Origin of the sequence: Halobacillus naozhouensis (genome assembly GCF_029714185.1) — a bacterium.
Taxonomy (GTDB): Bacteria; Bacillota; Bacilli; order Bacillales; family Halobacillaceae; genus Halobacillus_A; species Halobacillus_A naozhouensis.
This window is the reverse complement of record NZ_CP121671.1, coordinates 3,956,800-3,975,910: the sequence shown is the minus strand read 5'-3', so window position 1 is coordinate 3,975,910 and position 19,111 is coordinate 3,956,800. Positions and strand designations below refer to the sequence as shown.

General features: G+C 44.2%; 18 protein-coding genes. 12 read left to right on the top strand and 6 right to left on the bottom strand.

Annotated elements, in window-relative coordinates:
• Positions 1–30 precede the first annotated feature (30 nt).
• Positions 31–522 (bottom strand): GNAT family N-acetyltransferase, encoded by a 492-nt coding sequence (locus P9989_RS20305; protein ID WP_283076656.1) that lies wholly within the window; start codon positions 520–522, stop codon positions 31–33.
• A 46-nt stretch (positions 523–568) separates the two neighbouring features.
• The gene (locus P9989_RS20300) at positions 569–925 is read right to left on the bottom strand and encodes a hypothetical protein (RefSeq protein WP_283076655.1); all 357 of its coding nucleotides are present in this window, start codon (positions 923–925) and stop codon (positions 569–571) included.
• Between the two features lie 206 nt (positions 926–1,131).
• Here P9989_RS20300 and P9989_RS20295 point away from each other — a divergent pair, with 206 nt between their 5' ends.
• From P9989_RS20295 to argF, 11 genes are all read left to right on the top strand, one after another.
• Positions 1,132–1,305 carry a hypothetical protein gene (locus P9989_RS20295; RefSeq protein WP_283076654.1) on the top strand — a complete coding sequence of 58 codons (174 nt, stop codon included), beginning with the start codon at positions 1,132–1,134 and terminating at the stop codon, positions 1,303–1,305.
• Positions 1,306–1,624: 319 nt separating this feature from the next.
• On the top strand, positions 1,625–1,891 hold the full coding sequence (locus tag P9989_RS20290) for a hypothetical protein (RefSeq protein ID WP_283076653.1): 267 nt from the start codon (positions 1,625–1,627) through the stop codon (positions 1,889–1,891).
• Complete coding sequence (locus tag P9989_RS20285; RefSeq protein WP_283076652.1) at positions 1,849–2,163, top strand: GNAT family N-acetyltransferase; 315 nt, start codon at positions 1,849–1,851, stop codon at positions 2,161–2,163. Before P9989_RS20290 ends, P9989_RS20285 begins: the two co-directional genes overlap by 43 nt.
• Before the next feature lie 195 nt (positions 2,164–2,358).
• Positions 2,359–3,669 (top strand): lysine N(6)-hydroxylase/L-ornithine N(5)-oxygenase family protein, encoded by a 1,311-nt coding sequence (locus P9989_RS20280; protein WP_283076651.1) that lies wholly within the window; start codon positions 2,359–2,361, stop codon positions 3,667–3,669.
• A gap of 238 nt (positions 3,670–3,907) precedes the next feature.
• A complete protein-coding gene (gene argC / locus P9989_RS20275) occupies positions 3,908–4,942 on the top strand; it encodes an N-acetyl-gamma-glutamyl-phosphate reductase (RefSeq protein ID WP_283076650.1) in 1,035 nt (344 codons plus the stop codon).
• A gap of 25 nt (positions 4,943–4,967) precedes the next feature.
• Complete coding sequence (argJ, locus tag P9989_RS20270) at positions 4,968–6,191, top strand: bifunctional ornithine acetyltransferase/N-acetylglutamate synthase (protein WP_283078997.1); 1,224 nt, start codon at positions 4,968–4,970, stop codon at positions 6,189–6,191.
• The gene (argB, locus tag P9989_RS20265) at positions 6,160–6,975 is read left to right on the top strand and encodes an acetylglutamate kinase (protein WP_283076649.1); all 816 of its coding nucleotides are present in this window, start codon (positions 6,160–6,162) and stop codon (positions 6,973–6,975) included. The genes argJ and argB overlap by 32 nt, the downstream gene beginning before the upstream one ends.
• Positions 6,972–8,144 (top strand): acetylornithine transaminase, encoded by a 1,173-nt coding sequence (gene argD / locus P9989_RS20260; protein ID WP_283076648.1) that lies wholly within the window; start codon positions 6,972–6,974, stop codon positions 8,142–8,144. The genes argB and argD overlap by 4 nt, the downstream gene beginning before the upstream one ends.
• Before the next feature lie 30 nt (positions 8,145–8,174).
• A complete protein-coding gene (locus P9989_RS20255) occupies positions 8,175–9,242 on the top strand; it encodes a carbamoyl phosphate synthase small subunit (protein ID WP_283076647.1) in 1,068 nt (355 codons plus the stop codon).
• Complete coding sequence (carB, locus tag P9989_RS20250) at positions 9,235–12,267, top strand: carbamoyl-phosphate synthase (glutamine-hydrolyzing) large subunit (RefSeq protein ID WP_283076646.1); 3,033 nt, start codon at positions 9,235–9,237, stop codon at positions 12,265–12,267. The genes P9989_RS20255 and carB overlap by 8 nt, the downstream gene beginning before the upstream one ends.
• Positions 12,264–13,214 carry an ornithine carbamoyltransferase gene (argF, locus tag P9989_RS20245; RefSeq protein WP_390305644.1) on the top strand — a complete coding sequence of 317 codons (951 nt, stop codon included), beginning with the start codon at positions 12,264–12,266 and terminating at the stop codon, positions 13,212–13,214. The genes carB and argF overlap by 4 nt, the downstream gene beginning before the upstream one ends.
• Before the next feature lie 122 nt (positions 13,215–13,336).
• Here the strand turns inward: argF and P9989_RS20240 are convergent, their stop codons facing one another.
• Both P9989_RS20240 and P9989_RS20235 read right to left on the bottom strand, forming a co-directional pair.
• Complete coding sequence (locus P9989_RS20240) at positions 13,337–14,752, bottom strand: Na+/H+ antiporter NhaC family protein (RefSeq protein ID WP_283076645.1); 1,416 nt, start codon at positions 14,750–14,752, stop codon at positions 13,337–13,339.
• 276 nt (positions 14,753–15,028) lie between these two features.
• Positions 15,029–15,448, bottom strand: a complete 420-nt coding sequence (locus tag P9989_RS20235; RefSeq protein ID WP_283076644.1) for a VOC family protein — start codon at positions 15,446–15,448, stop codon at positions 15,029–15,031.
• Positions 15,449–15,855: 407 nt separating this feature from the next.
• Between P9989_RS20235 and P9989_RS20230 the strand changes: the two genes are divergently transcribed.
• Complete coding sequence (locus P9989_RS20230; RefSeq protein WP_283076643.1) at positions 15,856–15,987, top strand: YpzI family protein; 132 nt, start codon at positions 15,856–15,858, stop codon at positions 15,985–15,987.
• Between the two features lie 128 nt (positions 15,988–16,115).
• Here the strand turns inward: P9989_RS20230 and P9989_RS20225 are convergent, their stop codons facing one another.
• Together P9989_RS20225 and mnmH are read right to left on the bottom strand one after the other, a co-directional pair.
• Positions 16,116–17,549, bottom strand: a complete 1,434-nt coding sequence (locus P9989_RS20225) for an alkaline phosphatase PhoX (RefSeq protein WP_283076642.1) — start codon at positions 17,547–17,549, stop codon at positions 16,116–16,118.
• Positions 17,550–17,804: 255 nt separating this feature from the next.
• Positions 17,805–18,839 (bottom strand): tRNA 2-selenouridine(34) synthase MnmH, encoded by a 1,035-nt coding sequence (gene mnmH / locus P9989_RS20220; protein WP_283076641.1) that lies wholly within the window; start codon positions 18,837–18,839, stop codon positions 17,805–17,807.
• Positions 18,840–19,111 lie beyond the last annotated feature (272 nt).

The window sequence follows — 19,111 nt, the reverse complement described above, 5'->3', positions numbered from 1 at the left end:
CACCACCAGTTGGAAAATGACATTACATGATTACTTAATGGATCGATCGAGCTTCCTCTCGTAGATGAGCTTTCTTCTGAATCTGATCATGTCTAGTGCCCGTATGCCATCCTCATAAAGGGGTTCAGGGTATCGGGCAAAGAAGTCCTTAATTATTCCATCCATACGAAACCCCGTCTTTTGATAGAAAGCAAGGTTGGCAATGCTCGAATTAGCCGTGCCAACAACCATGTCTTCGAACCCTCTTTCTTTGTACAGCTGGAAAGCACAACTCATGACTCGCTTCCCTAAGCCTTGCCCTTGATTCTCAGGCTGGATAGCAAAGTTTTTCACTTCCACAGTGTAGGGAGTGGGGAATGTGAACAGGCAGACCCCTATTGTTTGTTGGTTATATACGATCGCGTACAATTCTCCATCATTGATATATTCATTAATAATTTCCACCGTCTCATCCGCTAAAAGAAGGTACGGCAAATAGTCTTGTCTCGCTTGAACGAGTAACAATTTAATTGGACTTTCCATAAGAATCTCCCTATCCAGATATTTTTTCTCTTAGTTGACCGAAATCTTAATCACTTAGTACACGACGATGAATTTTTGCAGTTTTCTTATCACCGCAATAAATCTGTAAGTAGACCTCTTTTTCCACCACTTTGCTTATATGAGATAGAGGGATTTTCTTTTCACGGGGATAGAGGCCAGAACGGATGAACAGGTGGTTATCGTTGCTTCTAACGCATGAGAATTTGTGGATGTTCATGAAGGCTGCTGCCAAGTAAATGCTACTCCCGGCTGTAATAATATGGAGAATGAAAATGAAGGTCGAACTATCTGTCAAATACATATCGAATCCTATTAAAACGATATTCATTACAGCGACAGCGAGCCATATCGAACCTAAAAGCTTTTGACTCGAAAATTTCATAGAAACTTGATTATCCAACCAATCAACCTTTCCTTTCTACAGCATATAATTTGAGTAAGTGGACTGCTTTTTCTGAAAAGTCATCGTCCTCCTACTATACGAATAAAGGAGGAAATTAGTTTCAGAAGTGTTAGAATAAACAGAAAGGGGAATTTATCTAAGTGCTTTAATAGGGTTAGAATCGAACAGGGAGAGGAGTATGTGTGATGCAAAAGAAGGTCTCCATTGCAGGGTGGTTATTGTTCTTTATTGGTGCATGTTTTTGGATAGCGGATGTAAGCCTGCCTTTTGTTGATATTGACTCCGTGCTTGTAGGTATAGGGGCTGTATTATTGCTCATCTCGGGAATAATGAAGATGAAAGACCAGCAAATGGAGTAACTGTGTAAACCCGATCTTCCAACATAAATACTACCTTTTGAAAAGCCGATTGCATCTTTTGTACGTCCTCTATGGAAGTTAGATGGTACGAGTTCTACGGTTGGGCAGTCTCGTCATTACGGAGGAGCTCCATGTCATCTTAGGAAGTTTTTAAAATCAACTGCTCCAGCCTTGCTCAATTACTTCATTCATCGATCATGCTCTCCCCAATTTTATTTCACCCACTTCATAAATTGAAACCGTTGAGACGTTTCCATCATCCCGTTTCTTCCGCATCCTCTACATTTCAGGCTTGATAACATAAAGAAAAAATTAGTCCATGAATTTTAAAAAAGGAGAGATGAACATGGGGGTTAAATCATGGAACCAAACAGATGAGGATTTACATGCGATTATTGACATTTACAATCATTCATTTCAGGATGCAAATCCAGGACAAGCTTTGCAAAAAATAACAAAGCATTCTACATATAAAGGTTTTTTTGGTGTGAAATATGTGAGCGAGAATAAGATGTTCTGGGATTTGCCTACGGGTATACTTCATTGCCCGGGCAATATTACCGTGAAAAACTGGCAGCACAGATGACTAGTGAGGAAATCGATACATGGCTGGCTGATTGTTTCGAGTTTGTCGAGTTAGCTGTCGATCCTGCTAACAGGAAAAAGGGAATTGGCCGACTCCTGCATGATGAATTAGTGAAGACAGTCAACCATGCCACATCCATTCTTACTACTTCAGTAAATAATGACCCAGCGATCGAATTGTATAGACAGAGCGGCTGGCAAGTGGTGAACGGGCATGCTGTTGTTATACACGATGTTCCCCCACTGCTGGTGATGGGGAAAGAATTACGATAAATTGCTAACTCCTTAAATAATAATGCATGCATAAAGATGTATAAAATTGCAAACCTAGTAAGGAAAGCTTCTGTCGTAACCAGGGCTATTGTCCGGCCCCCCATCCTTTCCTCCATGTTACCGTTTTCCTACCAATATGGTACCATGGTAGTAGTGTTCTGAAATGGAATTTTTTCAGAAAAAGGAGTAGTGAAAATGGAACAACAAGACAAAATGTACGATCTCATCGGGGTAGGAGTAGGTCCCTTTAATCTAAGCCTGGCCGCACTTCTCGATGAAATTGAGGACATCGAAAGTGTCTTCTTCGAACAGAATGATCACTTTGATTGGCACCCAGGCATGCTCATAGAAGGTACGAAAATGCAGGTACCGTTCCTCGCAGACCTCGTCACAATGGCTGACCCAACCAACAAACACAGCTTTCTCAACTACATTAGCCAGAACGACCGCATGTATCAATTTTATTTCTTGCAGCGACTCGACATACCACGCCGTGAATACAACGAATACTGCCAGTGGGTCTCAAGAAGACTTCCCAGCTGTCAATTCGGACAACGTGTCACCGACGTACGTCATATTAAGGATAACGAGGAATACTTTCAAATAGAGGTCCTTAACCTTGCTACCAACCAAACGAGTCAATTTAAGGCGCGGCACCTCGTCATGGGGACTGGCACCGTTCCTGTTATGCCAAAGTCGTTAAGGAATTTACCTGCTGCAGATGTGTTCCACACCGCAGATTTCCTCCCTAATCAAGATCGTTGTCGAAACGCTAAGTCTATCACAGTCGTTGGCTCAGGCCAGAGCGCCGCCGAAACGTTTCGCGAGTTATTAAAGGAACAGCGGGATTATGGATATCGTCTCGAGTGGATTACCCGCTCACCAGGATTCGCTTCGATGGAAGAATCTAAGCTGAGTCTTGAGCACTTTTCTCCCGATTATGTGAACTACTTTTACCAATTGCCTCAAAAGCAAAAAGATGAAATTTTTGCTAACCAGGGCTTGTATTATAAAGGGATCAGCAATCACACTATTGATGACATTTATAATCTTTTATATGAGCACTCGATTGGCGGGGACGAGCTTGATGTCGGTCTTCAAGTGCTTAGCGAAGTGAGGGATATTATGCCGAAGCAGGCGGGTGATGGATATGAAATCACTTGTTATCACACGCAAAAGAAGGAAGAATTCACGCGTGAAAGTGAGGTCGTAGTTACAGCAACCGGGTACAAGCCGAATGTACCCGATTTCGTCCATCACCTTGGTGATTTTCTCGAATGGGACGATGAGGGCCGCTATAAAGTTGAGCACGATTATCGATTGAAGAAAGCTGAAGAGTCCAGCAATGAGATTTATGTCCACAGTGGCATCTCGCATACACACGGTGTTGGCTCAACTAATCTCGGGCTCTCTGTTCACCGAAATAAAGTGATTATTAACCATTTGATGGGTCGCGGCATTTACTCGCTGCCAGAAAGAAGTATTTTTCAGAACTTTGGACTGTAAGAAGGTCAGCTACGGCTGGCCTTCTTTTTTTATGGCTGTCTATGCTGAACCCCGGCGATTATTTACCTGTAACTAGCGATAATTGCACATTTTTACTCCTAATAGATCCCTCATGTTCCATAAAAAATTCAGAAATTTCTCCTCAACCTATTGACAATTTCCACATTAAAAGGAATAATAGCATAATTATACGGTATTATTAATAAATATACATTAATATACGAAAGGAGAATGAAGATTGAAGGCAGGAATCGTTGGAGCTACTGGCTATGGCGGTGTTGAATTATCCAGGCTGCTATCCTCACATTCGCATATTGAATCGATCACACTATATTCCTCCACTCAATCGGGAGAAGGGATAAGTGAATCATATAGTCACTTGAATACAGCACAAGATCAACTGCGACCATTGAAACCAACAGCCATGAAGGCTGAGCTTGATGTCATTTTTTTAGCCACACCTGCAGGAGTATCCAGAAAACTTACTCCGGATCTCATTGGCGGAAAAGCTAAGGTGATTGACTTATCCGGTGATCTTCGTCTCACGGATCCGAACGCCTATACAAAGTGGTATAAGAAAGAGCCAGCACCTGAATCGGTTCTCAAGCAAGCTGTCTATGGATTACCGGAATGGAATAGGGAAGCAATTCAGTCAGCAAAGCTCATTGCCAATCCTGGTTGTTTTCCAACGGCGGCACTGCTCGGGTTAGGTCCGTTAGTAAAAGAGAAACTGCTGGACCCAGGCCGAATCGTCATTGACGCCAAAACTGGTGTATCCGGGGCAGGGAAAAACCCGAATCCCTTGACACATTTTGCTCATACACAGGAAAATGTCCAGATTTACAAAGTTAATCAACATCAACATATTCCGGAAATAGAGCAGCAGCTCACCGTCTGGGAGGAATCAATGGCGCCCGTAACGTTTTCCACCCACTTGATCCCGATGACGAGGGGAATTATGGCAACGATATATGGTGAATTGACAAGCACTCATTCGATTGAGCAATTGTACGACTGTTTGACAGCCTATTATGGAGAGCAGCCATTTATAAGATTGCGTAAGCCGGGTCACTATCCAGGTACAAAGGATGTTTATGCATCGAACTACTGCGATATTGGAATAACGATTGATGAGCGGACGCAGCGGGTGACGATCGTATCCGTCATTGACAATTTAATGAAAGGGGCAGCAAGTCAGGCTATCCAAAATATGAATCTAGCAGCAGGGATTGAGGAAACAACGGGACTGCTTCACATACCTGTTTATCCATAATAAGTGAGAGGGAGGAGAGAAATTGATGCAGAGTACGGAGGCATACAAGATTGAAAGAGTTGAAGAGGGGACGATTTCTACACCTGTCGGGTTTAAAGCAGGAGGTGTACATAGTGGTCTCAGGAGAGCTAAAAAAGATTTCGGATTGCTGATGAGTGACCAGCCTGCCTCCGTCGCAGCTGTTTATACGCAGAGCCATTTTCAAGCCCCTCCGCTTCAAGTCACAAAGGAAAGTATTGCGAATGCCAATCAAATTCAGGCGATTGTCGTCAACAGTGCTATTGCTAACGCTTGTACAGGTGAACAAGGGTTAGCGAACGCCTATAAAATGAGGGAGCTTTTATCACAACAGCTGTCTATTTCAAAAAGCTACATTGCCGTTGCTTCGACAGGGGTCATCGGGGAACAGCTCCAAATGGAAAAAATTGAGTATGGCACTCAAAATGTGCAAGCAACTAAGAATGGAGCCAGTGATTTTCAGCAAGCGATTTTGACAACGGATACTTGTGAAAAGAAGGCGTGTTACCAGCTTGAAATTGATGGGCAGAAGGTAACGATTGCAGGAGCAGCCAAAGGTTCTGGGATGATTCATCCAAACATGGCAACGATGCTCGGCTTTATTACGACAGATGCAACCATTGAATCGGATCACTTGCAAACAGCATTAAGCCATTCGATCGAGAAATCATTTAATCAAATAACAGTGGATGGGGAAACATCCACTAATGATATGGTGCTGGCGCTTGCAAATGGTGGAAAAATTCATGATTCCCTTACACCACAGCATCCGGAATGGCCAGCCTTCCAGCAAGCTCTTCAGCAAGTATGTGAGGACTTGGCCAAACAAATTGCTAAAGATGGGGAAGGCGCTACTAAGTTAATAGAAGTTAATGTTATAGGAGCTAACTCGGATGAAGAAGCGAGAATCATTGCTAAGAACGTCGTCGGCTCAAACCTTGTCAAAACAGCGATCTATGGAACGGATGCTAACTGGGGCCGGATCGTCGGGGCCATTGGCTATAGTCAGGCTAAGGTTAATGCGGATAGATGCAGTATTTCTATCGAAGGTCAACTTGTATTCAGCAATGGCACGCCATGTGTTTTTTCTGAGGAGCAAGCAAAACAAGACTTGAGTAAAGAGGAAGTGACGATCGCGATTGAGCTCCATGAAGGAGATGGGTCAGGAACGGCTTGGGGGTGCGACTTGACGTATGATTATGTCAAAATTAACGCCAGCTATCGAACGTGAATCTGATCAGAAGCCTGTAGTAGTCGTAAAGCTTGGGGGAAGTATGCTGGATCGACTGTCAGAGGAATTTTACCAAAGCTTTACGGAATTGCGTGAGCATTACCACTGTATCATTGTCCATGGCGGTGGACCGGCGATTACGCTGATGCTGAAGCGGTTAAATATAGAAACCGAGTTCTACGAGGGCTTTAGAAAGACAACGAAAGAAACCCTTGAGGTTGTGGAGATGGCCCTGAGTGGAAAGGTAAATGCGCAGATCACAGCTGAACTTGCGAGGCAGTCGATTCGTGCGATCGGTTTAAAGGGTTCAGATGCCAGGCTGTTGACAGCAAAGTTCATAGATCAGGAGAAGTGGGGCTACGTAGGAACGATTGAACATGTAGAAACAGATCTGCTTCTTCGCTGCCTCCATGCGGATTATATGCCTGTCATCGCCCCGCTTGGCAAAACGACTGGAGGGCAAACTGTCAATATCAACGCTGATCTGGCAGCCGCGGCAGTGGCGAAGTCGATGAATGCGGAGAAATTGCTTTTTGTGACAGATGTACCAGGCATTTTGCGTGGGGGCAAAGCCATTGAAGATACCACCCCTGAAGAAGTTGCTTCTCTTATTGAAACGGGTTTGATATACGGCGGTATGATTCCAAAAGTGAATGCAGCAGTAGAAGCTTTATCGGATCAGCTGCAGGAAGTCATGATTGTAAGCGGGGAACAGCCATTGATCAAGCATAATCAATTGAAGGGAACAAGGATTCAAGCAAGACGAAAGGAAGGAGTCAAATGAATTTATTTCCAACCTATAAACGATTTCCGTTGACGGTTGAGTCAGGGAACGGCACAACCGTCGTGGATAATCAAGGGAATGAATATTTAGATTTTGTTTCAGGCATTGCGGTATGCAATTTGGGTCATCGCCCTCCCACCGTACAGCAAGCCATTGCGGAACAGCTTGATAAGCTGTGGCATGTGTCGAACTTGTATCACATTCCACTACAACAGGAAGCTGCTGAGCTTTTGACAAACGTGACTAATTTGGATTACGTCTTCTTTTGTAATAGTGGGGCAGAGGCAAATGAGGCGGCAATCAAGCTGGCGAGAAAACATACAGGGAAGGAAAAAATTATAACCTTTAAGAATTCTTTCCATGGCCGAACGTTCGCAACTATGAGCGCCACTGGACAGGGGAAGGTTCAAGAAGGTTATGGAACTATGCTGCCTACGTTTGAATATCTTCCTTATAACGATACGAAAGCTTTGGAAAATCTTCACGGTGAAGATATAGCGGCCATCATGGTTGAGGTGATTCAAGGGGAGGGAGGTCTTGTAGAAGGGTCAGCAGCATTTCTTGAAGCTGCACAAGAAAAATCCTGGGAATTGGGAGCCCTGCTCATTGTTGACGAAGTGCAAACAGGGATTGGCCGCACTGGTGCCCCTTTTGCCTATCAGCATGCTGAACTCGACCCCGATATTGTGACAGCAGCTAAGGGATTGGGAAGCGGCTTTCCAGTCGGAGCCATGATCGGTAAAGAACCATTAGCAGACTCCTTTAACCCAGGTTCACACGGCACAACATTTGGAGGAAACCCGTTAGCTATGGCAGCTGTAAAAGCGACACTTGAAGCCATTTTTAACTACCATTTTTTGCAGGAAGTGAAAGAGAAGGGCGCTTTTCTTCAAAAGGAATTACAAACGCGTCTGCTTCCTTTATTAACCGTTCAGGAAGTTCGCGGGCAGGGGCTGATGATTGGGGTAGAAGTGAAAGCTTCAGTTCCATCGATCATTGAAGAATTAAGAGGGCAAGGCTTACTGGCAGTTCCTGCAGGAGTCAATGTCATTCGTCTGCTTCCGCCTCTGAATGTTTCCTATGACGAAATACAGACTGCAGTTCAGCGACTAGAGTCCGTTCTCAAACAAACCAAAGCAGCAGACGAAGATAAATTAAACACGCATTGATAATCTATACCATACAGCGAGGTGTTAGGCATGCAACAAGGATTTCTTACCTTACAAGACGGCCAACAATTTCAAGGCATAGCGTCTGAAGACTGGGCAGACCCCATCGAAGGCGAAATTGTCTTTTTCACCGGCATGACCGGTTATCAGGAAGTACTCACCGATCCCTCCTATCAAGGTCAAATCGTTGTTTTCACATACCCGCTCATTGGAAACTACGGGATCAACGAAGAGGATTTTGAAAGTGAGCTGCCACAAGTGAAAGGGGTTGTGATGCTGCATTGTGCTGACACAGCCTCGCACTATAAGGCCACAACATCACTCAAGGACTACCTTCACGATAAAAGGGTCCCTTTTTTAACAGCAGTAGATACTCGTGAAGTGACGAAAGCGATTCGAACAGGAGGTACACGTCAGGCGGTATTGGCAGCCAAACCAAGCAAGCCTGTGAGCACCCAAATTACCAATCAAATTTATCAAGTTAAGGGGGCGAATCTGACCTCCCATGGTCACGGAGCTGAACATATCGTCTTAATTGACTTCGGCTCCAAGCATTCCATTTTACGTCATCTTTTGGAAAAAGGTGTTCGCGTGACCGTTGTTCCCTTCACTGAACTCCATGCCATAGATGAACTCAAGCCAGATGGTGTCGTTCTTTCCAATGGCCCTGGTGACCCTAAAGATGCAGCACCCTATTTATCAAAAATAAAACACGTGCTGGAATCCTGCCCGTCCCTTGGAATTTGTCTCGGCCATCAGGTAATTGCGCTTGCGTTTGGGGCGAACACGGAGAAGCTTTCGTTCGGGCACCGTGGTGCGAACCATCCTGTGAAAGATCTCGAGACCGGGAGAGTTTTCCTCACTTCGCAAAATCATAATTACGTTGTTGATGAAGAAAGCTTGGCGAGTACGGAACTTCACCCGTGCTTCATTCACGTAAATGATCAGTCACTGGAAGGGCTGAAGCATGGTCATTTACCTGTTTTATCCGCACAATTTCATCCGGAAGCAAATCCTGGGCCTGAGGATGCCTTATGGTTGTTTGATGATTTTCTTAATATGGTGAGGGCGAAGAAAGGGGAGAAAGCTTATGTCTAAGAAGATTCTCGTCATCGGGTCTGGACCGATCCTGATCGGGCAGGCCGCAGAATTCGATTACTCCGGGACACAAGGATGTCTTGCCCTGAAGGAGGAAGGATTTAGCGTCGTCCTCGTCAATAATAACCCAGCGACCATTATGACAGATACGACGATGGCCGATACCGTTTATTGCGAACCGCTCACAGTGAACAGCATTGAGGCCATCATCCAGAAGGAACAGCCGGACGCCCTGCTGGCTGGACTTGGCGGCCAAACAGCTCTAAATTTGGCTGTTGAACTCGATCAACAAGGTATTTTAACGAAATATAATATAAAACTTTTAGGAACAAGTGTGGCATCGATACAAAAAGGGGAAGACCGTGAACTATTTCGTAAACTAATGAGTCAACTTAATCAACCAGTCCCTGAGAGTGAAGTGATCGAAACTGTGCAGAGTGCGAAAGTCTTCGCCAAACAAGTTGGCTACCCTGTTATTAGTCGCCCGGCCTACACTCTTGGCGGACGCGGCGGCGGGATTGCTGATAGCGAATCAGAACTTGAGGAACTCATTCACAACGGCTTAAAGGCCAGCCCCATTGGTCAGGTTATTTTAGAGAAGAGTATTGCTGGATTTAAAGAAGTTGAATATGAAGTCATGCGTGATCAAAAAGGTACGTGTATTTCTGTATGTAATATGGAGAACTTCGATCCGGTTGGCGTTCATACAGGCGATTCCATCGTTATTGCACCGTCGCAGACGCTGACAGATCAAGAATACCAAATGCTTCGGACAGCGGCTTTTACTATTATTTCGGAACTCGAGGTGGTTGGCGGCTGTAATGTCCAATTTGCCCTTGATCCAAACAGTAATCAATATTATGTCATTGAAGTCAACCCAAGGGTAAGCCGCTCTTCCGCCCTTGCATCGAAGGCGACTGGCTATCCTATAGCTAAAATGGCGACCAAGCTAGCACTGAGTTATACACTTGATGAATTGAAAAATCCGCTCACAGGCACAACGTATGCGAGTTTTGAACCGGCATTGGATTATGTAGTCGTTAAATTTCCAAGGTGGCCATTCGATAAATTTTCAGAAGCTGACCGTAAACTGGGAACGAAAATGAAAGCCACCGGTGAGGTGATGGCCATTGATCGTACACTCGAGGGTGCTTTTCAAAAGGCTGTAGCGTCACTCGACCAGTCTATTCCTGAACTTGATCCTGCTCAGTTAAAAACACATCTTACACAGCCGACAGACCTACGCTACTTTGCAATTCTGGATTTGCTGAGACAAGGAGAAACGATTGAACAAATTCATAAAGAAACGGCCATCGATCTATTTTTCCTAAGTATTTTACAAAACATTGTGGAGGTTGAGAATAAACTGCAAGTCTGCACGACCGAGACGTTGCCTGAGCCGTTGTTAAATGTAGCTAAAGTTTACGGGTACACAGACGCAAGCATCGCGAAACTGCTGCAAACATCAGAAGCGGCCATCACACAGCTGAGAAAAAGTTACCGCCTTTATCCAAGCTATAAAATGGTCGACACATGTGCAGCTGAATTTGAAGCAGCTACAAACTATGTCTATGCGACCTATTCTGGTGTAAACGAAATAGATCCACTTCCCTCAACTAAGAAAGCATTGATTGTTGGAGCAGGCCCGATTCGGATCGGTCAAGGCGTTGAATTCGACTACAGTGCTGTCAAGGCTATCGAAACATTAAAGGGACTGGGATGGACAACGATCATGATCAACAATAACCCAGAAACTGTCAGCACCGATTACGAAACAGCCGATCGTCTATACTTTGAACCGATCACAAAAGAAATCATCGAGGCCGTCGTAGAACACGAACAAATTGACCAGGTCTACACACAATTCGGCGGTCAAACTGCTATCAACCTGGCTGCTCAATTAGAAGGGGCGGGCATTCCCCTGGCCGGCGTACCTGTTGATACGATCGCCCAGCTTGAAGACCGTGAACAATTTTATTCAATGTTAAAACGCTTGGAAGTCCCGCACATTCCTGGAGCAGTCTGCCACACCTTTGAGGAAGCTTTACTCGCTGCAAGTACTTATACGTATCCACTCCTCTGCCGCCCCTCTTACGTTATTGGCGGTCAAGGAATGGTAAAAGTAAGCAGCGAGCATGAACTTAAGGCTGCACTTGCAGGCACAGATGCTCGTCATTATCCGATCGTGCTGGACGAATTTATAACAGGTCAGGAAGCAGAGGTGGATCTTGTCGCTGACGGGGAGCATATATGTATCCCCGAAATCATGGAGCATGTGGAACCTGCCGGGGTTCACTCCGGTGACAGTATGGCGATTTTTCCATCCACTTTACAGGAAAATGTGAAGATAACGATTAAGGAATATGCGAGCAAAATTGTTCAGCATACATCTTATAAAGGTATTATGAATATTCAATTCCTACTGAAAGAGGACGTAGTCTATGTACTTGAAGTGAACCCGCGGGCAAGCCGTACCGTTCCGATCGTGAGCAAGGTGTCCAGCCGTTCATTGATTGATCTGGCGACACGCGTCCTGGCGGGTGATGTTTCTTGTCATTTAGATCAAGTGAAGCCGCCCGAATTTGAACATGTAGCCGTGAAATATCCGCTATTTTCTTCTCACGCTTTACCAGAGCTTGATCATAAGCTTAATGCGAACATGAAGTCAACAGGGGAAGGCATGTGCCTGGGTGGAACAGTCCAGGAAGCACTGGCCAAAGTATTCGAGCACCTGCCTCATTTTTATGAGGAAAATGTAAGCTTTGTTGAAGCGGGATATGCTTATGTAGACTTACCAAGTCAACTTCCTTTTTCAGAATGGATACAGACGAAAGAAGCAAGCATTTATGTGAATGATCAGCAGACCACTGAGGCTAAGGAAAGAAGAATTCAAGCATTGAAATATGGTGTCACGGTGTTTAGTCAAAAAGAGACGTTTGAAGCTTACCTTGCTTCACTACATTTATGTCCATATCTACCTACCCCGCTGCCCGGGAGTTTAAATGAAGGAGTGAGATTAGGATGAACTTAACGCACCAAATGATCAGCCCCACACACTCACTGAAAGGGAGAGATATCAGCACCTGGTTCGATTTCTCCCAGTCTGATGTATCCAGCTTGCTGGCTCAAGCCCAACATCTAAAGGAAAGCCCTCATAACAATATTTTGTCAGGAAAAACACTAGGCATGATTTTTGAGAAGTCATCCACTCGAACTCGTGTCTCCTTTGAGGTGGGGATGATTCAGATGGGAGGGCATGCCCTCTATTTAAACACACGTGATATTCAAGTTGGCCGCGGTGAAAGCATTTCGGACACGGCAAAGGTGCTGTCAGGGTATGTGGATGCCATTATGTATCGCACGACGTCACATGAAAAGTTGCAGGAGCTTGCCCAACACGCTTCCATACCTGTTATTAATGGCCTGTGTGATCGATATCATCCCTGTCAGGCTCTTGCAGACATTTTCACCATCCTTGAGTTAAAAGGAAGACTGACGGGTGTCAAGGCTGTGTATATTGGAGATGGAAATAATGTGGCTCACTCCTTTATGATTCTTGGAGCGATGATGGGCTTGGAGATTGTGATCGCTTCTCCAAAAGGATATGAACCTGATGCGGAAATTCTGGCAAAAGCTGAGCAAATTGCATTAGAAAATAAAGGGTCTGTTGTTGTCGAACATGATCCCATGCAAGCCGTAAAAAAAGCTGATGTCGTTTATACGGACGTCTGGGCAAGCATGGGGCAAGAGGAAGAAGCGGAAGAACGTTTGAAAGCATTTGAGGGGTTCCAAGTTAATCAACAAATGCTTGGGGAAGCTAAAGCGGATGTTCATTTCTTGCATTGCCTACCAGCACACCGTGAAGAGGAAGTGACCACAAGCGTCATTGACGGACCTTGCTCGGCAGTATTTCAGCAAGCCGAAAATCGTTTACACGTACAAAAAGCCATCCTTCAGGCTGTGATCGGTTAATAATTCATGATCGCTCAATATTATTTCCGAAGCGCTCGCTTATTGATTATAACGATCAAGAGCTCATACGCTCTAAAAACCTTTTAAGCGATCAAAATCCTCACCTGTACAGGTGAGGATTTTTACATAAATATCGCTAACGCTAGGTAACCTAAAGCTGCTACACCAGCTGCCATTAGTCCAGGCTTGAGCTTAAATTTGGCATACTCGATCGTATTTAAATTCAATATTCCTGCCGTCGTATTTGTATCATCACTTAGAGGGGAAGCAAAGGCCCCGAATGTCCCACTCGCGAACACGGCTCCAATCACAATGGGGAGAAAGCTTCCTGCCGTTACTGCAATAGAAAGAGCAACAGGCATCAGAATTCCCCAGGCGCCCCACGCTGATCCAATGAAATAGGCAAGTCCACAACCTAGAACAAAAATAACAACCGCTACATATCCAGATGGAATCCAATTAAACCAGGAGGAAATCGTTTCGGCAAAGCCAAGTGCGGCTGTGCCCTTACTCAACCCCCACACCATCGCAAGCAGCAAGATTACTCCCATCATCTCATTACCGCCCTCAATCAGTTCTTTCATCTGTTTGCGGAGTGGTTCTTTAGAAAACTTCAAGTAAACGACAAACCAAATCAGTGTTAAAACAACCGCTAACACCATGGCTCCCAGCACATTGTCATTAATTAAGGCCTGGAATCCAGATTTCCCCTTTTCGATACCAATCGCATACATGAAGGCAAACGTAAGGATAATGACACTGGCAAGCGGTAAAATTAAATTCCATGGTTTAGCCGGAAGGTCTTTTTTCACAGAGGGGTGGCAATCCTCCCACTGGTCATCATCCTGCTGATCGTTCCCTTGATTATTTTTCTTTTCCGCATCTGTTGCTTTTTTTTTCGAACGATGAAAGAAACTTAAATAAAATCCGAGAAGCAGCATCGCAAAGGCAAAGAAGTTAAAGGGAATACTTTGTAGAAAAAGGGTATAGGGGTCTCCGGGTGTCCCGGCCTGATGAATGGAAAGTTCAACAACTGAGGTCATGTAGCCCACAAATGCTGTCGCCACAGGTATAACAGCCACGAGTGGCGAGGCCGTCGTTTCAATAACAAAGCCGATCTCCTGTTTTGACATGGGAATCTTTCTGCGCATTGCTTTCATTACAGGGGCGATTGTCACAATACGAAAACTCGGTGTACTAAACGTTCCCAACGCAGACAACCACGATAAAATAAAAGCCCCTCGCTTATTCTCTACTTTTTCTGTAGCTGCCTTAACAAATCCCTTTATTCCCCCCGACATGCGTACGATTCCAATCATGGCGGAAAAAGCGTATAGGAAGATGATGATTTTCAAATTATTTTCATCTTGAAGCCCTTGAATAATGAATTGGACAGCAGTAAGCATGCCATTTAACCAGTGAGGTTCTGCTAAATATCCGGCAACAATCACGGCAAATAGTAAGCTTGGAACTACCTGCTTTGTCCAAATTGCCGCAGCAATGACGACAACAAAAGGAATAATCGATAACCAACCCATTGTGGCACCTCTTTCCGTTGATAGATCATTTTTTTAGCATGGGTGTAGAAGCCGTTTTGTATGCATGAAAATTAAAGAATGAGGAGAACCTCGCAAACATATGAAAGTTCTTTACTTTAGTCGGGCGTGGAGGATTTGGATAGAAGAATTTTTGATTAAGTCGTAATCATTTCATATTAGCTCAGAGAATCCTGCAAGAAAGAAAGGGGTTCCTGACTCATAAAACCAGCTGGAAGCATCTTCTGAAAAAGACACTCCCAGCTGTGCAGGTAATGCTTATTTTTCATCAGGATAATCACAAAATTCGATGATGGTTCCTTCCGTATCGGCAGGATTTAAATATATCAGCTGCCGTCCATGTTTATTCGTCCTTCTCGTGTCCTCCATTACCCGAATGTGATCATTTTTCAGGAACTTTATGGCCTCATCAAGGTTTTCAACCCGGTAGGCCACGTGGTGAACACCTTTTCCTTTTTGCTTGATGAAACGGGCAATCGGGGAGGTGGTGTTGTTCGTAGGACACAACAATTCAGTTCGAGCCCCGTTTATATCCATTATCGCAATCTCGCTTTCAACACCCGGTGTCTCACTGCGGTATCGGTCGATCATCGTAGCCCCTAATATATTTTGATAAAAATCTATGCTTTCCTGAAGTTGTCGAACCGCAACGCCGATATGGTCTAATTGTTTATCCATCTGGATCTACTCTCCTTGCTCATTTCTGCCTCCATTTTAACATAGGAAAATCCTTGCTTATGAGGAGGAACGATAATAACCAACTATCGATGAAGAAGTGTTGAAACTTTCTAGGTGATCACTCGTATAAGTGGTAGAAGACATTCGTGATTGGCAAATTTCTCTTTGGTAAGATTCAATCTGATTATTAAAAGGATGAGTGTGGTGGATAAAAGAACCCACAAAGAAAGCAAATGGGGCTGGTTACCAGACGTGTTATTTTCTTTTCCCGAACTACTCCTTTATGGCATCAGGTTGATTTTAAAAGGACTCCTCACGCTTATTAAAATCTGGAATTAATGAATTGGTTCAAGGAAGTATGACAACCCAGGCTTCTCTTTATAATAACAAGGAAGGGAGGAATTATAGTGGGCAGAGATCGACAAGAAAAGAAGCTTAAGAAGTCTGGGAGGGTAGAATCTGACCGTGATCAAAGTTTAGATTATCCTGGTGCTACTCAGCTTGAAGACGCAGAACAAGCACGTAAACGAAATAGGTAAATAAGGTTCAATAGAGGAATTTTAAATGGAAACAGGGATGTTGCCAAGAACATTTAGACAAAGAAAAGTGTGAGCAGTTGATTTACCTGCTCACACTTTTCTTATGTTGGTTAGTTTTCAATCGTTTCTTATAAAATTGGCATGCCGTGACGCTGGAATGCAGCAGCTTCTAAATCAGACATTCCTTGCACTTCAGCAAATGCAGAGAGTTTGTCGGAAACTTGTGGTGCATATTGAGATGGTGGTGCTGCGTGTCCCATTTGCCTTCTGCGTCCAGCATTTTTACGGGCAAAAGGTCCCCAAATAGCAAAGGTCAGTCCAGGATTTTGTATGTTTACGAAGAATGTGTTGCCCTTCGTCGAGAAGGTTGGCCCGGCCAATTCTGAACCGTTGATCTTATTTTCTGCAAAGATGTAGGACTCTCCCTCAGGAGTAATTCCGATGATTCGATCAACCCCGCCGCCGTCTTCCGAAATCCACAAATCTCCCCATGGAGTAATACAGATGTTATCGGGCATTTCTAAGTCATTGGCTGCCGTTGATTCGTAAAAAAGTTCTAATGTATTAGTAGCCGGTATATAACGGTAAACACGGCCTAAATTTTTATCACCTGCCGATGTATCGTCAAACCAGAATACACCTCCTTCAAAATAAGCCCCTTCCAGACGGCTGAAAGGAATACAGCCTTTTTGACCTGCATCGAATGTAGGTTTTTCCGGATCAACATCCTTCCAAACGATTCCAAACTTTTGCCCTGTATAAAAGTCGCTAGTACTAGCTGAGCTCATCTCTTCCATAGCAGCAGCCTGTAATGTACCACCTTTTTGAAGGGCACCAACCTTTTGACTCCGATCATTTGGCAGGAACCGATAGAGATAGCTTGGACCACCGTCTTCAGTCAGATAAACAACCCCTGTAGCAGGGTCTATGGCCGTTGCTTCGTGTGAAAAGGCGCCCATTTCTCTGATCGGGGTTTTGGACATTTTATTTTCCGGGTCATGAGGATCGACCTCAAAAACATAGCCGTGACCTTCCTCAAGTGTTTCCTCACAAGTCAGCCAAGTTCCCCATGGAGTTGCCCCACCGGCGCAGTTTCGAATGGTTCCTGCAGATGATACATATTCACTGCTTACTTTGCGATTTGGATCTACTACTAAAGCTGTAGTACCGCCCGTATTATCTTTGTGATATGGGTTTTTACCAATAACAGGATACTTGGGATTCCCGCTCAATTCGTGGTTACGAACTAGTACCGTGGAATTGTGGGGACCATTGAAGGCGGCCATCCCATCAAAGTTCTCCGGTATAGGGCGGCCGTCCGAAAGCTTACCGCCTTCCTCAGAGATAATACGGTATTGGAATCCTCGAGGCAGATCAAGAATGCCGCCAGGATCTTTTACCAAAGGTCCATAGCCGCCCACCGCTTTTGGCTTCCCAGGTGCTGCTGAGGCGTTCTTGCTGCCAAGGGAAAGGATGCCTGAAGTTCCAAGTGCTATCGCCGCAGTACTCATTCCGCTAATCTTAAAAAAGTCACGTCTATTTATGTTAGATTTGCCGTTCATGAAAGATGCCCCCTTTAATTATTAAAAGAACCTTCATAAGGTATCTATTAATAAACTAGCAAAGTTCTTTTAATAAAGTGTTTAATAATTGTGAAGTTACTGTTAATTGGGGGACCTTTCTGAAAGTAACTTTGAAATGAGAGGGTAGAGGTAGCTGAAACTAGCGAGGATGCAACCCCATCTGTACTACTTCATATAATTAGTTTGACAGGCACCACCCGCCAAAGGGTGACCTGTCAAAAAAGGAAGTTATCCTTATCTTACTGGTATTTCATGCACGATAGTTTTAACACCTTTTATTGCTTCAGTGATATTGTTTGCTTGAATGGTGATTTTGTCCAAATATTGCTCAGCCGTGCGATCATAGAGAGGGTCATAATAATACTCGAGCAGCAATTGAACAGCTGAGTAAAACTCCCCATTTTCAAGGTGACTCTCAATTTGTTTAGCAATCGGTGTATGGATTCGCTTTTTGATAATCCGAAAAGCTTCGATACATTGCTCCTGGTGATCCCATGGCTGATACTCATCTAAAATGTTCAGTATCCTTTCGTTCAAAGGCAAGTCAATAAAGAGCTGGGTGCCTTGCTCCTTTTTATTAAATAAAAAGTCTGGCAGAACGGCCTTGCCGATCCGCTTGCTCTCTCCTTCAAGAAGGGTGTACGGTGATTGTTGTAAACGCAACAGATCTTGCACAAGAAGTGACTCAAATTTCTTTTGATTATTGGGTTCAAGTCCGATCTGCCCGAATATAGATCCTCTGTGATTGGCCAATTTTTCTAAATCAAGAACGGGATATCCTTCTTTTTGAAGTTGTCGTAAGATAGTAGTTTTTCCAGACCCCGTATATCCGTTAAGAACATAAGTCCGCGGTTTGAATTCCAACTGATCCAATGTCTGAATGACCCACTGGCGATAACTGCGGATACCTCCTTGTAATCGGTATACATGAATTCCCATTAAATCAAGTACAGTGGCTGCAGTCTCACTACGCATTCCGCCTCTCCAGCAGAAAACAGCTTTCTCCGTATCAATCTGACTGAACCTCTTAATAAAACCGGGGAGCTTAGCAGAAAAAATTTCAAGCCCGCGCTCCTTTGCAGCCTCGGAGCTGACTTGCTTATACAGTGTCCCCACTTCGGCTCTTTCATCGTTATTAAATACGGGTATATTTAGGCTGCCGGGAATTGTTGCATCGTAATATTCTGAGGGGGAGCGGACGTCGATTAAGGTAATCTCCCCATTGTTTCTTAAAGTAGATAATTCATTCAAAGTGACATCTTGAAACATTTGTTCATCCGCCTTTCGCAACTCCGTCTAGAAAAAAACCCCCTAAGTGCCAAAACAGAGCACTAGAGGGGTTAGGATTACAAGTTAAGAATAATTAGGATATAGTTAATGAAATTTAGTAGATTCATCCGCTGGCATCGCGCCCCGGAATTCTACTAAAGCAGTCACAACAGAAAATGAAATAGTGACGCTCAAAACCCCTTAATGAGTTATTTACTACTCTATTATACCATAGAACTTCTCATGAATTGGCTATCGGGGTTTAAGGCTTT